Here is a 12,908-nt window from a genome sequence, read left to right on the forward strand (position 1 = left end):
TCGGTCTTTCCTCTCAGACGGCGGGCTGGTCGATGGGCCACTCATAGCTGAGCGACCAAAGTGTGATGGGCATGACGTGGACGCAGACTTCCACGGCCCTGCCGCTCTCGGTCAGGCCAACATGGGTGATCTCGTAGACCAACCTGTCGGCTGAAACGCCGAGCGACTCGGCTTCCTCCTTGCTCGGCGGCCGTACGTCCACGGACTCCCGAATACGGGTCTGCTGGTACCCAAGCTCAGCAAGACGAGACTTGCTTCCACCGTCCCCGGTGTCCTGCTGTTCGAGCTGCGTATCAAAGGCCACGTCGCCAGGGAAGTATGAGGTTGCCACCTGCACGACGGTGGCATCAGCGCGCATGACCCGTGCCCTGACGACAGCCTTCGCGGCGTGATGGATGCCCAGGATCTGGGCAACTCGCTTCGGCGGCCGCTCACGGCTGATCACGGTTGACGCGCTCGATGTCATCCCGAGCCTGGCAATCTCCGCCGCGAACGCACCCCGCGCGCCGGCCTCTTCCCGGGCCGACTTGATGTAGCGCCCCGTTCCGTCCCGGTGAATCTTCCCGAGGATCGGAGACACGAAGGTGCCCTCACCCCTGCGAGAAATGATCAGCCCTTCGTCTTCCAGCACCCGGTACACGTCGCGGACGGTCTGGTAGGCGACACCTTCGGATTCCTGGAGCTCCCGGACCTTCGGCAGTGCAGAACCCGGGGGGTACGCCCCCTCTCGAATCTTCGCCCGAAGCTCAGCGGCGAGCCGCTGAACCTTCGGAACCTTGGTCTCCTCCATGCCTGACTCCCTCGATGTGTGACTCACGCGCCCCCAGTCTTGCAGAACTAGTCCTAGAAGGATAGCCGGGACCACTTCGGGACCGATCGGGCGCGCCACAGAGTCTCTGAACTAGTTCTATTGACGCCCACGCCTGAGCGTGCCTTAATCGTCACAGCGCACCGCAGAACTAGTTCAGCGGAACGCAAGGAGGGGCCCTCTTTGGGTTGCTCCGACCAGGGCGGAGCACGCTGCAAGACCGCCCGCTAGCCCAGGGACAACAGGGTTTCGGCCCGTACTGGGGAGGTGGCCCGGCGACCGCGAGCAACGGCCGGAGAGTGGGGACATGGTCCCCCTTGCAGTGATCTTCCGTACCCCTTCGACCGAGGAGCCCCGATGTGCCAACGACAGCTTTGGGTGTCGCCGTGATGGACCGGACGGCGTCGCCTGTGCAGTAGCTCGGTCCGCGCAGTTCTAGCCTTCGCGGCGGCTCACGCTGCGCCGGTTGCCTCCCTCGCCCGTCCGGTCCCGCAGCTCGCGGAGTCCGTACGGACGGGGTCGAGGGGAGCCGGACATTCCGACCCCAACGGCGAGCGCCCCCGGTGCGGGAACACCGAGGGCGCGGTTCGGGCCGTTGCCACCTTGCAGGGAGAACACGACCCAATGACGTACATCGTGACTGTTCAGGACGCTGTTACCGCGTTTGCCGACTTCATGGAGCCGACGAACGCGGAGCTGGACGCGATCGAGCTGGAGTCCCCGCTGATCCTGGCGGAGGTCGACCTGCTCGACGCGCAGATCAAGGCCCTGGACCACCCCGAGAACGAGGTCGACACCCGCCGCATCCGCCGGGCCCGTAACCGGGTCCTGGCCGTCCGCCGGGACCTGACCAACCGAACCGCCGCCGCGCTGCCGGGCGGTGCCGCATGAGCGCCCCGGGCCAGAACCTGACCGCCGCGCACGCTGAGGTGAAGGCGGAGATCACGCGGACGGACACGAAGACGGGGCTGCTTCTGGCGTTCGTCGGCGCCGTTCTCGCCGCCGCGTGGACGGTCGCTCGGGACCTCCCGATGAACGCCCTCGCCTACGCGGTGGGTGGTCTGGGGATCGCGCTGCTGGTCGGCGCTGCCGGGCTGCTGCTGCGGTCGGTGCGTCCGAACCTGCGCGGCCGGCACGGCTTCCCGCTGTGGGCCACGCTCACCCCGGACGAGATCACCACCACCGTGAGCGGCGCGAACCTCGCCGCCGACGTCGCCGGACTGTCCCGTCTGGCGGTCACGAAGTTCACCTGCCTGCGCCGCGCGGTCGACCTCACCTGTGCCGGCGGGGGCCTGCTCGTCCTCGCCGTCCTGCTCGCGGTTGGGGGTGCGGCATGAAGGCCAAGACCCTGTTGTTGGCCGTGGGCCGGGCCAAGACTGTGCTGCCCGCCGTGGCCATGACGGCCGTGTCCATGGTCCTCACCCTGGCCGTGGTCGTGATGTGGCTCGGTGCTGTGATGCCGTGGCCCGTCGCGCTGGTCGTCGGGATCGGGATCGACGGGGGATGGCTGGCCACCCTCGCCTACGAACGCCGGCTGGCCGCGCAGGGCGACCACAGCCACGCGGTGACCGCCGTGGGCTGGTTCTTCGGCCTGGTCGCCACCGGCGTCCTGGTCGCACACGCGCTGCTGGTGGAGGAGTCTCCCGGTGGGTGGCTCGCCGTGGCGTGGCTGCCCGTCGCGGCCAAGGCCCTGTGGCTGGTCCACAGCCTGTGGGAGCGCACCGCGCTCACCCCGGATGCCCTCGGAGCGATCCGGGGAATCCAGCAGGAGGCCCGGGACGAAGCGGCCGTGGCGCGTGCCCGACTGCGGGCGGAAGCGGGCACGGAGGAGACACGGCTGACGGCCGTGACGCAGGCCGGGGCGCGCGTCGCCCGCGTCCAGGCCAAGACCGCCGCAACCCTCGCCGAAGCCTGGTCGACGCTGGAGAAAGCCCGGCAGGGCGAGGGCACGGGCAGGGCACTGACCAGCGTGACGACCCGCGTCACACCCGACGTCACACCCCTGTGGGAACTGCCCGTATGGGGCCCCACCGAGCCCGTTCCCGCCCTCGAAGCGGGACCCGCACTCACCGACGCGCAACTCGATGCGCTGGTCGACGAGATCCGCCACAGCCAGACGCCGGCCCTGTCGTACCGCGAGATGGCCGTGCGCTTCCGTACGGCCGGACACTCCGCGTCTGAGGTCCGTCTTCGGCAGGCCTGGAAGCGCGTCGCCTGATGGCCACGCTGCCGGTCTACCGGTGGCACCTGGCCCCGGACGGCTACGCCACCCGCCGCCAACTGAGGGCGCGCGACCTGCGCCCCGGTGGTCAGGGGGTGGCCGCCCAGCTCGAACGGCCGCGCCGCCGCCGGGGGCCGCTGGTCGCCTACCTGTACCGCGTCGACCTCGCCAAGCCCGTACGGCCCATGACGCCCGCCCGGTGGGCGGCTCTGGCCAAGGCCAACGCCGCCCGCCGCACCTGCCCCGAGTGCCGACGCGATGCCGGGTACGTCATCCCGCCGTCGCTCGGCATGTGCGTGCCCTGCGCCTTCCCCGAACCCACCGAAGCTTTGAGGAGTGCCTGACATGGGCAAGCCCGACACCCGCCGCCTGGACAAGGCGATTCAGCAGACGACCCGCAAGCTCGAAGCGGTCCGCAACCGTGAGATGTGGCCGCTGGACGGCCGTGAACGGCGCGCCGTCTTGGCCGGTCTCGCTGGCGGCTCCTACCGCGTGCTGCGGGGCGAGACCCCGTCCCGCGCGGAACGCAAGCTGGAGACGGCCTGGAGTTCGGCGGAGACCCGGCTGGTCGCGGAGATCGCCGCGCTCACGACCGAGCGTCAGCGCGTTGTGAACGAGCACGCCAAGGCCAAGGCCGCCAAGAAGTCGTCCGGGTGGTGGTGAGGATGCCGCTACCGGTCCTGACATCGCACTTTCACTGCCCGGCCTGCGGGCCGCTGGTGTTCGGCGTGACCCGGGCCATCTGTGGCCAGGTGATCCCCGCTCCGGTCGTCGGCAACGGGCCCGAACGCAAGTGCCCGGCCTGCAAGGCGGCACTGCGCGCCCACAAGACCAGCCACCGCCGCTGAACCCTCGGGCGCCGGCCCCCGCGCGGCCGGCGCCCGCCCTTCCTCTTCTCGCCCCGTTCACCGCAGTCAGGAGCCTTCCCGCCATGGGTGACAACGTCATTCGCCTGCACAAGAGCACCGACATCCCGGTCGTGACCACGCTGACCGTGGTCCCCGAACCGGCACCGGCCCCGCTGTGGGTTCGGTCCGGCCGCGCCGTCAAGCACGCCGTCACGCACGAGAACACCAAGACCGCCGCTCGCGCCGTCGCCCGCCACAGCCTCTATGTGGTGGGCGGGGCCCGGATCGTGGGCCGCCGTGCCTGGGACGGCCGCACGGCCGCCCGCTACGAGCGCTACATGCGCACGGCGGAAGCCGCGGGGAACATGGAGTTGGCCGCTGAGTGGGAGGAGCGCGGGCAGCGCTACCGCGACGCCCGTCACCGCCGCCGCATGGACCTGCTGCACTCGCCCCTCGACGCGGGCAAGAGTGCACTGGTCGGGACGGGGATGGGGATCGGGGGTCTGGTCGCCCTCGGCATCGTGATGGCCATCGCGACCAAGGACGTGTCCGACGTGGTCACTCCGCTCATGGCGGCCGTGGAGTTCATCAACCTGCTGATCACCATCGTTCAGGTGGTGTGGGGCCCGGCCGTGACCTTGGGCCCGTTCCTCGCCCTGCTCGCGCTGTGGGCGGTCGGCAGCAAGCAGCACGCCGCACCCGCCTGGGCTCTTCCCGCGACCGTCCGCAACGGTGAGGGCGAGCCGATCACCCCGTCCATCGTGGTCAAGGCCCTGCGCGACCTCGGTGTCCCTGCGCTGCGCAACGCCATCAAGGACATGGGTGACGCCGGCGCGTCGATGCTCGGTCCGATCCGGATCGCCGGATGCGGGGTGGAGGTTGACGTCACCCTTCCGTCCGGGGTGTCGACGAACGAGGTGCAGGCCAAGCGGCGCAAGCTCGCCGAGAACCTGTCCCGGCACGAGCACGAAGTGTTCATCACGATCCCGCAGGCCGCGCGGACGGTGCGACTGTGGGTCGCCGACTCGGGTGCGCTGGACGAGCCGATCGGCCCGTCCCCGCTGGTCACCGACGAGACCATGACCGCCGACTACGCCAAGGGCCGTGCCCCGTGGGGGCAGGACCTGCGCGGCGACACGGCCGCGCTGAGCCTCTACCAGCGGCACCTGCTGATCACGGGCCTGTCCAACCAGGGCAAGACCGTGGCCCTGCGCTCCCTCGCGCTGTGGGTCGCGCTCGACCGGTCGGTCCAGTTCCTCATGGGTGACCTGAAGGGAGTCGGTGACTGGGCCATGTTCGACGGTCTCGCCTTGACCCTGATCCAGGGGCCGACCGACGAGCACGTCATGCAGGTCACCGAGATGGTCGAGAGCGCGGTCGAGGAGATGAACCGCCGGATCCAGGCACCGCCCGGCACCCAGTTCCCCCCGTTGATCGTCGTGGTCGACGAAGCGCAGGTCGCGTTCATGTGCCCCGCCGTGGACGACGAGAAGCGCCCGTACGGCGGCTCCAAGGCAACGTCCCGGTACTTCATGGCCGTACGGAAGATTCACAACCAGGGTCGTGCGGTCAACGTCCTGATGTGGCAGGGCACCCAGGACCCCACCGACCAGAATCTCCCCAAGCTCGTTCGCGAGGGCGCGCACACCCGTGCGTCGCTCGCGTTGGGCACCGAGCAGCAGGCCCGGATGGCACTGGGGGACAAGGCGGTCGACGGCGGGGCAGCGCCGAACATGCTGCGCCCCGGGCTGGACAAGGGAACGCTGGTCGTCGCCTCCGACGGCATCAAGATTCCGGCCGGACAGGCGTCCATCACGGTCCGCACGCACTACATCGACGACGACGGCGCCAAGGCCATCACCGACCGGGCCAAGGCCCTGCGCGACGGAGTCACCACCCTCCACGCCATCGACCGGGGCGAGCAGCGCGACCCGCTCGCCGACATCGCCGCCGTCCTCGGTGACGCCTCCCGCGTCCTGACCGCCGACGTCCTCAAGCGACTGTCCACCCTGAACGCGGACGCCTACGGCGCGTGGACCCCGGGCGACCTCAAGCGCGTCCTGGAGGACGCCGGCGCGGAGCCCTACAAGTCCGACGGCCGCATGGTCGTCGGCCGCGACCGCGTCCATCGCGCCCTCACCAACCGCGACAGCGATGGTTCCGCTTCCGCCGACGGATGAAGGGGAGGCGACCCCGCCCGGGCCAGGGAGGCAGGGAGAACTCCCTCACCCCCTCCCTGGCTCGCCTCCCTGGGCCTGACCTGCACTGATGATCCATCAGGGAGGCAGGGAGGCACCCCAGGTCAGACCCCTGAAACCCCCTCCACAGCCCATCTGGGAGGGGGTGTCTCAGCCTCCCTGAACCACCGAAGCAGCGCATTCCGCATACGTCCTGCTCGCACCCGCCGCACGCCCTCAAAGGAGGAGCCGTGACCCGCTTAGACCCGCCCGGGAACCTCGCCCCGCACATCCCCGCCGACGCCTACCGCCAAGCGCAGGCCACCGGCCAACCCGTCGTGATCGTCGTCCACACCACCGACCACACCGGCCGCCCGCTCAGCCACTACCTCTACCCGCTCGCCGTCGCCACCGCCGGCGCCGTCGGAGTGTTCGCCACCGTCGCCGCCCTGCTCGCCCTGCTCGACTTCGCCGTCCACACCGCCGTACAGATCGCCGCCGCCACCGGCCCGATCAGCGTCGGCGGGATCAGCCTCAAGCTCTTCGGCTCCAAGCGCTGACAGGAGACCACCACCCATGAACCACCTCCACACCACCGACGAGCCGTTCCCGACGCCGGAGCAGGCTTACGCGGACGCCCCCAGCATCCTCGACGAGATCGGTTGGACGGCCCGCACTCTCGCCGCCCTGGAGTGCTTCACCGCACTGGACCGGGACTTCTACCTGCGCAAGGCGGCCCTGCTTGACCGCCTCGCGCTACTCGACGAGCCCGACACTCCCGGTGACACGACCGATACCGCAGTCGCGGCGGCCCTGTATCTGCTCGACCTGGACCAGCCAGCCGTGATCTGCGACCCGCGCGCCTACGTCCGCCAGCAGTACGCCCGCACCCTCACCGACGACCAGTAGCTACGCCAAGGGCGGCCCCCGTTCTCGCCAAAGTCCGGGGCCGCCCTTGTCCACCAGCCACCAACTGACCTGTGGAGGACATCCAGCATGCAGCAACCCACCGCCACCCGGCGAGTGCCCCGACCCGCCACGCTCGCCGCGCCGGCCCTGCTGGGCACCGCGCTCACGCTGGCCACGCACGGCGTTCCGGTTCTGCCCCTGCGGGCGGGGAAGGTGCCGTTCGGCAACTGCCCGGACTGCGCCGGCAACGCGTGCGGCGGCCGGCCGAACATGAAAGCCCCCGGCCCCTGCGCCTGCCCGTCCCTGTGCCACGGTTGGGCGGCCGCCACCACCGACCCGCAGGTCCTCAGCTCCACAGCGTGGGGCCCGGCTTGGCGGCACGCGGCGACGGTCGCTTATCACCCCGGGGGCGCCGGCGTGACCGTGGTCGATCTGGACGACGCCGCCGCCGTCCAGTGGGCCCGCGCAACCCTGCCTGCGACGCGGACCGTGACCACCACACGGGGCGAGCACTGGATCTACCGGGGTGCCATGCCGTCATCGAACGCAGTACGGCGCGGCGTCGACATCAAGTCCCTCATGGCATACGCCCGTTGGCTCGGTTCGGGTGCGGGCGCCACGGCCGCTCTCCCGGACTCTGTCCGCGCACTGGTAAAGGAGCCGTCCCCGACCCGCAGGGCGCCGCAGACGCTCACAGTGCCTCTGAGGGCCCATGGGGGCGAGTGCAGGCACCGTTCGCCCGCCTATCTGGACCGGGGAATCGGCATGGCCGTGCAGCGCATCACCGAGGCCCGCAGCACCGTCCACGCGACGGTGTACCGGACGTTCCTCGCGGTGCTGTCCACGCACGGCCGGTGTGGCTGCCTCACGGACGCTCATGTCACGCGGCTGTTCGCCGCCGCGCAGGCCAAGGGCGAGTCGGCCCGGCACTGCACGGAGGCGTGGACCAACGCCCTGACCACGTTGGGACTGAGTCATGTCTGAGGACGAGAAGAACCCCGCCCGCGAGGTCATCACCGACTACGCGCAAGCGCACTTCCGGTACTTCCGCACCGCCGACGGGACCGTGTACGCGCAGCGCAACGGGCACCCCGTGGCCCGGCCGATGCGCTCGCAAGGCACCACCGGCAGCCACCGCCAGGAACTCATGGTCGGCCTGTTCAAGGACGGGCGCGGCGTGTTCAACGGATCAGCGATGAAGGAGGCACTGGACTTGATCGAAGCGCTCGCGTTGGAGTCGGACACGCACGCCGTGCACATCCGTGTTGCCCCCGGGTTCGACGGGGCGACGTGGCTGGACCTGGGCCGCGACGATGGGAAGTCCGTCCGCATCCACCCCACCGGGTGGGACATCCTCACGCCCGATCCGCGGGAGGTCTGCTGGCGGCGCACCCAGCTCACCGGGGAACTGCCGCTGCCCGTCAAGGACACCGACGGCAAGGGCATCGACCTGCTGATGAGGCTGTGCAACTTCGCCAACGCCGAAACCGAGTGCCTGGCCATCGCGTGGCTGATCGGCTGCCTCGGGCCGTCCGTGCCCGTGCCTGCGCCGTTCCTTACCGGACCGCAGGGTGCGGGCAAGTCCACCGGGGGCCGGATGCTCACCAGGATCATCGAGGGGATGAGCGGTGACCTGCGACGCGCCCCGAAGGATGAGGAAAACCTCATCGCAGCCGTGGCGGCGGGATGGATCACCGCGCTGGACAACCTCTCCCACATGACGCCGGACCTGTCCGACGCCATGTGCTGCATCGTCACCGGCGCCGAAAGCGTCAAGCGCGCCCTCTTCACCGACGGGGACGTCTTCCGCGTCGGCTACCGCCGCCCCCTGCTCCTGACCGGGATCGACGTGGGAGTCATCCGCCCTGACCTCGCGGAACGACTCCTGCCCCTGCGCCTGGAGCGGCCCCGCGTCCGGCGCACCGAGGCCGAACTGTGGGCGGACTACGCGGAGGTTTTGCCCGTCGTGCTGGGCTCACTCCTGGACCTCACGGTCAAGGTGCGCGCCGTGGAGGCGGAGACTCCGACCGATCTGCGGATGGCGGACTTCGCGCACCTGTGCGCGCAGCTCGACGCCGCGACCGGGCTCGGTGCGCTGCCGGCGTACCGGGCGAGTCTGGATGACCTGAATGACGACGTGATCGAGGGCGACCTGTTGGCGCAGACCGTCCTCCTGCATGCCGAGACCATCGAGCCGGGCGGCGCGCAGCAGATGACGTCCACCGAGTGGTTGTCCTGCCTCAGTCGCCTCTACGCGGGCGAGGACTGCCGTGCCCTGCCCAAGGGGTGGCCGACCACCGGCAAGGTCCTCTCCGACCGCCTCAAGCGCCTCCAACCGACCCTGGCGGCCCGGGGCGTCCTCATCGACTCGGGCCGCACCAAAGCGGGCCGCTACCTCGAAATGACCCGCACGGCCGCCCTGACCTTGCCTCCGCACGAGCAGACGCAGGCGTTCTGACCGCGACCACGCACCCTCAAGCGAACAGCAAGAGGAGCACCAGCCCGGCCGAGGCGTGCTCCTCTTGCTGTTCGGCGCAGCGCGCCGCCCCAAGGTCGTGCCGCGCAGCGGCTCCTTCTTCGCCCTGTAAGGCGCACCAACTACTACAGGCAGCCCCTTCTTTGTCCTAAGTAGGAAGACGCTGCGTCACCTGCGTCACCCGAGCGGGAAAACGGCCGCTGACCTGCGCTGAAAGCGGTGACGCAGACGGCCGACTCTGCGTCATCCTGCGTCACCTGCGTCACCCGGTGACGCAGCCGGTGACGCACGGGTGACGCAGCCCCGATCCGCAGCGTCACCAAAACTTGCAGGTCAGAGCCTCAGATGACGCTGATGACGCGGTGACGCAGAAATCCGAACCTCGGACAGGCACGCCCCGAATCCGGATCCCCACCCGCGCACGGAGGACACGCGATGAGCGCTGCACGTGAACAACCGGACCCGCGCGCCACGCTCCGTGGCGGGTTGCCGGACCGCTACCTCACCCCCGACGACATTGCCCAGATGTTCGAGGTGCCCAAAGAGACCGTCTACCAGTGGCGCCGGAAGCGCGTGGGACCGCCCGGATTCCGCATCGGCAAGTACATCCGTTACGACCCCGCCGACGTGCTTGCCCACGTCGCCGAACGCAAGAGCACCGAACAAAACGCTGCCTAATCCAGCACCCACCGCAGACAGCAGGGAGAGCCGCGACCTGGCGGCTCTCCCTGCTGCGTGTTGAGAGGACCGCCGCCTCATGGCAGGCCACATCCAAGACCGCTGGTTCAAGACCGAGACGAACGCCGGCGGAAAGACCGTCCGCGTCAAGAGTGACCGCCACGGAAGTGGTCTGCGCTACCGGGCCCGTTACATCGGTCCAGACGGCGCAGAGAAGTCCAAGAGCTTTCCCGACGGAAAGAAGCGGCTCGCCGAGAAATGGTTGAGCGCCATTGAGACGGACATGACGCGCGGTCAGTACACCGATCCCAAGTCCGTGCGGATCACTTTCCGGCAGTACGCGGACAAGTGGTTGGACAGCAAGACGTCCAGCCCGATGGCCCGGAAGGAGTTCGGCCGGCGACTGCGGCTGCATGTCTACCCGGTGCTTGGCTCCCGGCCGATCGGGACCTTCCGGCCCGAACACATCCGGGAGCTCCTGGCCGCGCTGGACGCGAAGCCCGGTGTAGGCCCTTCCTACACCCGGAACATCTTCGCGGACGTTCAGTCGGTCCTGTCGGCCGCTGTGGATGATGCGCTGCTGTCGCGCAACCCGTGCGGTGCACGGACCGTTCGGCGCCCCAAGCCTGACCCGCATCGCGTAGTCCCATGGTTGCCCGCGCAGGTGTTCGCTGTTCGAGCAGCCCTTCCGGAGAGGTACCGAGCGATGGTCGACGTCGGCGCCGGGTGCGGCCTGCGGCAGGGCGAGGTGTTCGGGCTGGCTGAGGACGCCATCGACGCCGACGGGCGCACGCTTCACGTGGTCCGGCAGATCAAGCACGTGGAAGGGCACCCGGTGTTCGCTCTCCCCAAGGGCGGCAAGAAGCGGGACGTGCCATTGCCCGACTCGCTGGCGGAAGCTCTCCGGGCGCACATGGATGCCTGCAAGCCGGTGGAAATCACGTTGCCCTGGGACGTGCCGGAGGGCCCGAAGGTGTCCGCCCGGCTGATCTTCACGGCGGAGCAGGGGGGCATGGTGTGGCGGAGCAACTTCAACGGCAAGGAGTGGAAGCCCGCTCTCGCGGTCGCGGGCCTCATCCGCCCGGAAGTGGATGAGAACGGGAAGTACGAGTCGGCGCGTGAACACGGCATGCACGCCCTGCGGCACTTCTACGCTTCCGCGTTGCTGGACGCGGGCGAGAACATCAAGGCCATCAGCGAGTACATGGGGCACGCCGACCCGGGGCTGACACTGCGGGTGTACGCCCACCTGATGCCCGACGGCCGCGAGCGTGCCCGTCGTGCGATCGACTCCGTGTTCCAGCGCATCTCTCAGGAAGCTCACGGCCCACAGACGGCCCAGTGAGACTCAGGCGGCCCCTGACCTGCCCTTCTGTGCAGGTCAGGGGCTTTTTCTTGGGGAGAACCCTCTGAAGTTCCTCAACTCTGCTTTGGCCGCTGAGAGGGGCGGGCATCCCAGGTTCACGCAACGCTCACGCACCACGCGAGGCGCCCACGGGGGGCCGCTTCGGGGGACACGGAAGGAGGGTGGCGCCATGGTCTTCGGCATCATCCTGGCGGTGATCGGAATCCTGTTCGTGGCTGCCATGGTGGCCAACGCCCGTTCGAGCAACGCCGCGAAGTCGTACCGCGGCGGCCGGTCCAGCGGATACAGCGGCGGCGGCAGCGCCGCCGGCGGCAGCTGGTGGGCCGGCGGGGGAGACGGCGGCGGCGGCTCCGGCGGCGGCCACCACGGCGGCCACTCCTGCGGCGGCGGTTCGTCCTGCGGCGGTGGGTCGTCCTGCGGCGGAGGCGGCGGATGCGGCGGAGGCAGCTGACACGGGGCAGCTGAGCTCCCGGGGGGAGCCGCATCCGGACCGCGGGGCCCGACCGACCACGGGCTCCGCGGTCGCACCACGTCGGCGGCGGCCGCAGCGTGTACCCGCGGTCGCGTCATTCATGTGGGGCGCGCGGATGCACTTCTCACCGCCTGGCGTGCGCCATCATTGAACAGTTGAGCTGGGAGCCCCCCGAGGGATGGAAACCCGACGAAGTTGGGTAAAAACGCTGTGGCGGCACCACAGTTCATGATTCCCTCTAAAACACCAACGCAGCCCCTCGGACCCCTTCGGACGTCCCGAGCGGACGACTTTCCCAGACCGGGCTGACCGGGGCCGTTCTCCCGGTGTCGACCGGGGTGCGCCGGACCTACCCTCTCTTCTTTGCGTCTCCGCGGAGCCGATCCATGCTCACGACCCTGAACACCTCCTACACCGACACGCGCGCGGCCGATCTCGCCTGGGCCCTGGGGCGCGAGCCGCTGCCCGCCCTTGCCACCCTCGACCTCGACCTGTCCGGTGCCAAGCTCCAGTTGAGACTGCTCGGCGCCTCGCACCAGGTGCTGCTGGAGGAGGATCAGGGCTCTTGTTCGGAGACGGTGGCCTGCCTTCCCGGCACCAGCACCCCCCTCCCACTGGGCGTCGCCAAGCGGGTCGGCGACTGGGGGTACGAGTTCGCGGCACGCGTCGAGGTGCTCTCGCCCGGCCAGTTCGCGGGCCGCGCCCAGGAACTCCTGGCCCTCGTCTCCGAGCACCCGCACGGCCTCGCCGGCGTCTTCCCCGGCAGCCCGCACGCCTTCACCGCCCTGCTCGCCCACCGCCACGAGGGTCAGGTGCACTGGCGGACCTGGCACGCCTACCCGCAGGACGGGCAGTTGGTGGCGACCAGGACGCGGGTCGGGATCCGGGTGCCGGTGGGCCACGACAGCCCGTCCGAGGACGGCACCCCCCAGCGGGCGGCGACTTGAACGCAC

At 69.8% G+C, this 12,908-nt stretch carries 15 protein-coding genes; 14 read left to right on the forward strand and 1 reads right to left on the reverse strand.

Annotated elements, in window-relative coordinates; genetic code table 11:
* Window positions 1–13: 13 nt before the first annotated feature.
* A complete protein-coding gene (locus OG289_RS27675; protein WP_327316735.1) occupies window positions 14–790 on the reverse strand; it encodes a GntR family transcriptional regulator in 777 nt (258 codons plus the stop codon).
* Window positions 791–1,432: 642 nt separating this feature from the next.
* On the opposite strand from OG289_RS27675, the gene OG289_RS27680 reads away from it, so the two are divergent.
* The 14 genes from OG289_RS27680 to OG289_RS27745 all read left to right on the forward strand — a co-directional run bounded on the left by OG289_RS27680 (window position 1,433) and on the right by OG289_RS27745 (window position 12,902).
* On the forward strand, window positions 1,433–1,699 hold the full coding sequence (locus tag OG289_RS27680) for a DUF6284 family protein (RefSeq protein ID WP_327316736.1): 267 nt from the start codon (window positions 1,433–1,435) through the stop codon (window positions 1,697–1,699).
* A complete protein-coding gene (locus OG289_RS27685) occupies window positions 1,696–2,145 on the forward strand; it encodes a Pycsar system effector family protein (protein ID WP_327316737.1) in 450 nt (149 codons plus the stop codon). The genes OG289_RS27680 and OG289_RS27685 overlap by 4 nt, the downstream gene beginning before the upstream one ends.
* Window positions 2,142–3,026 carry a protein spdB gene (locus OG289_RS27690; RefSeq protein WP_327316738.1) on the forward strand — a complete coding sequence of 295 codons (885 nt, stop codon included), beginning with the start codon at window positions 2,142–2,144 and terminating at the stop codon, window positions 3,024–3,026. The genes OG289_RS27685 and OG289_RS27690 overlap by 4 nt, the downstream gene beginning before the upstream one ends.
* Window positions 3,026–3,373, forward strand: a complete 348-nt coding sequence (locus OG289_RS27695) for an RRQRL motif-containing zinc-binding protein (RefSeq protein ID WP_327316739.1) — start codon at window positions 3,026–3,028, stop codon at window positions 3,371–3,373. The genes OG289_RS27690 and OG289_RS27695 overlap by 1 nt, the downstream gene beginning before the upstream one ends.
* A 1-nt stretch (window position 3,374) precedes the next feature.
* Complete coding sequence (locus OG289_RS27700; protein ID WP_327316740.1) at window positions 3,375–3,692, forward strand: hypothetical protein; 318 nt, start codon at window positions 3,375–3,377, stop codon at window positions 3,690–3,692.
* Between the two features lie 268 nt (window positions 3,693–3,960).
* Window positions 3,961–6,057: an FtsK/SpoIIIE domain-containing protein gene (locus tag OG289_RS27705; protein WP_327316741.1), complete on the forward strand. Its 2,097-nt coding sequence runs from the start codon at window positions 3,961–3,963 to the stop codon at window positions 6,055–6,057.
* Window positions 6,058–6,305: 248 nt separating this feature from the next.
* The gene (locus tag OG289_RS27710) at window positions 6,306–6,614 is read left to right on the forward strand and encodes a hypothetical protein (RefSeq protein ID WP_327316742.1); all 309 of its coding nucleotides are present in this window, start codon (window positions 6,306–6,308) and stop codon (window positions 6,612–6,614) included.
* 16 nt (window positions 6,615–6,630) lie between these two features.
* Window positions 6,631–6,963, forward strand: coding sequence for a hypothetical protein (locus tag OG289_RS27715; RefSeq protein ID WP_327316743.1), 333 nt, complete (start codon window positions 6,631–6,633; stop codon window positions 6,961–6,963).
* A gap of 87 nt (window positions 6,964–7,050) precedes the next feature.
* A complete protein-coding gene (locus OG289_RS27720) occupies window positions 7,051–7,947 on the forward strand; it encodes a bifunctional DNA primase/polymerase (protein ID WP_327316744.1) in 897 nt (298 codons plus the stop codon).
* Window positions 7,940–9,421, forward strand: coding sequence for an ATP-binding protein (locus tag OG289_RS27725; RefSeq protein WP_327316745.1), 1,482 nt, complete (start codon window positions 7,940–7,942; stop codon window positions 9,419–9,421). Before OG289_RS27720 ends, OG289_RS27725 begins: the two co-directional genes overlap by 8 nt.
* Before the next feature lie 453 nt (window positions 9,422–9,874).
* Entirely contained in the window at window positions 9,875–10,117 is a 243-nt protein-coding gene (locus OG289_RS27730; RefSeq protein ID WP_327316746.1) for a helix-turn-helix domain-containing protein, read from the forward strand.
* Window positions 10,118–10,196: 79 nt separating this feature from the next.
* Window positions 10,197–11,462, forward strand: a complete 1,266-nt coding sequence (locus OG289_RS27735) for a tyrosine-type recombinase/integrase (protein ID WP_327316747.1) — start codon at window positions 10,197–10,199, stop codon at window positions 11,460–11,462.
* Window positions 11,463–11,652: 190 nt separating this feature from the next.
* The gene (locus OG289_RS27740) at window positions 11,653–11,934 is read left to right on the forward strand and encodes a hypothetical protein (RefSeq protein WP_327316748.1); all 282 of its coding nucleotides are present in this window, start codon (window positions 11,653–11,655) and stop codon (window positions 11,932–11,934) included.
* Between the two features lie 407 nt (window positions 11,935–12,341).
* Window positions 12,342–12,902: a DUF2617 family protein gene (locus OG289_RS27745; RefSeq protein ID WP_327316749.1), complete on the forward strand. Its 561-nt coding sequence runs from the start codon at window positions 12,342–12,344 to the stop codon at window positions 12,900–12,902.
* The last annotated feature ends 6 nt before the right edge of the window (window positions 12,903–12,908 follow it).

It is taken from the genome of Streptomyces sp. NBC_01235, from assembly GCF_035989285.1.
Classification (GTDB): domain Bacteria; phylum Actinomycetota; class Actinomycetes; order Streptomycetales; family Streptomycetaceae; genus Streptomyces.

Excerpts from the sequence above, each read along its gene's own strand:
- OG289_RS27675 (WP_327316735.1), bottom strand. The coding sequence starts at position 790 with ATGGAGGAGACCAAGGTTCCGAAGGTTCAGCGGCTCGCCGCTGAGCTT.
- OG289_RS27680 (WP_327316736.1), top strand. The coding sequence starts at position 1,433 with ATGACGTACATCGTGACTGTTCAGGACGCTGTTACCGCGTTTGCCGAC.
- OG289_RS27685 (WP_327316737.1), top strand. The coding sequence starts at position 1,696 with ATGAGCGCCCCGGGCCAGAACCTGACCGCCGCGCACGCTGAGGTGAAG.
- OG289_RS27690 (WP_327316738.1), top strand. The coding sequence starts at position 2,142 with ATGAAGGCCAAGACCCTGTTGTTGGCCGTGGGCCGGGCCAAGACTGTG.
- OG289_RS27695 (WP_327316739.1), top strand. The coding sequence starts at position 3,026 with ATGGCCACGCTGCCGGTCTACCGGTGGCACCTGGCCCCGGACGGCTAC.
- OG289_RS27700 (WP_327316740.1), top strand. The coding sequence starts at position 3,375 with ATGGGCAAGCCCGACACCCGCCGCCTGGACAAGGCGATTCAGCAGACG.
- OG289_RS27705 (WP_327316741.1), top strand. The coding sequence starts at position 3,961 with ATGGGTGACAACGTCATTCGCCTGCACAAGAGCACCGACATCCCGGTC.
- OG289_RS27715 (WP_327316743.1), top strand. The coding sequence starts at position 6,631 with ATGAACCACCTCCACACCACCGACGAGCCGTTCCCGACGCCGGAGCAG.
- OG289_RS27720 (WP_327316744.1), top strand. The coding sequence starts at position 7,051 with ATGCAGCAACCCACCGCCACCCGGCGAGTGCCCCGACCCGCCACGCTC.
- OG289_RS27725 (WP_327316745.1), top strand. The coding sequence starts at position 7,940 with ATGTCTGAGGACGAGAAGAACCCCGCCCGCGAGGTCATCACCGACTAC.
- OG289_RS27730 (WP_327316746.1), top strand. The coding sequence starts at position 9,875 with ATGAGCGCTGCACGTGAACAACCGGACCCGCGCGCCACGCTCCGTGGC.
- OG289_RS27735 (WP_327316747.1), top strand. The coding sequence starts at position 10,197 with ATGGCAGGCCACATCCAAGACCGCTGGTTCAAGACCGAGACGAACGCC.
- OG289_RS27740 (WP_327316748.1), top strand. The coding sequence starts at position 11,653 with ATGGTCTTCGGCATCATCCTGGCGGTGATCGGAATCCTGTTCGTGGCT.
- OG289_RS27745 (WP_327316749.1), top strand. The coding sequence starts at position 12,342 with ATGCTCACGACCCTGAACACCTCCTACACCGACACGCGCGCGGCCGAT.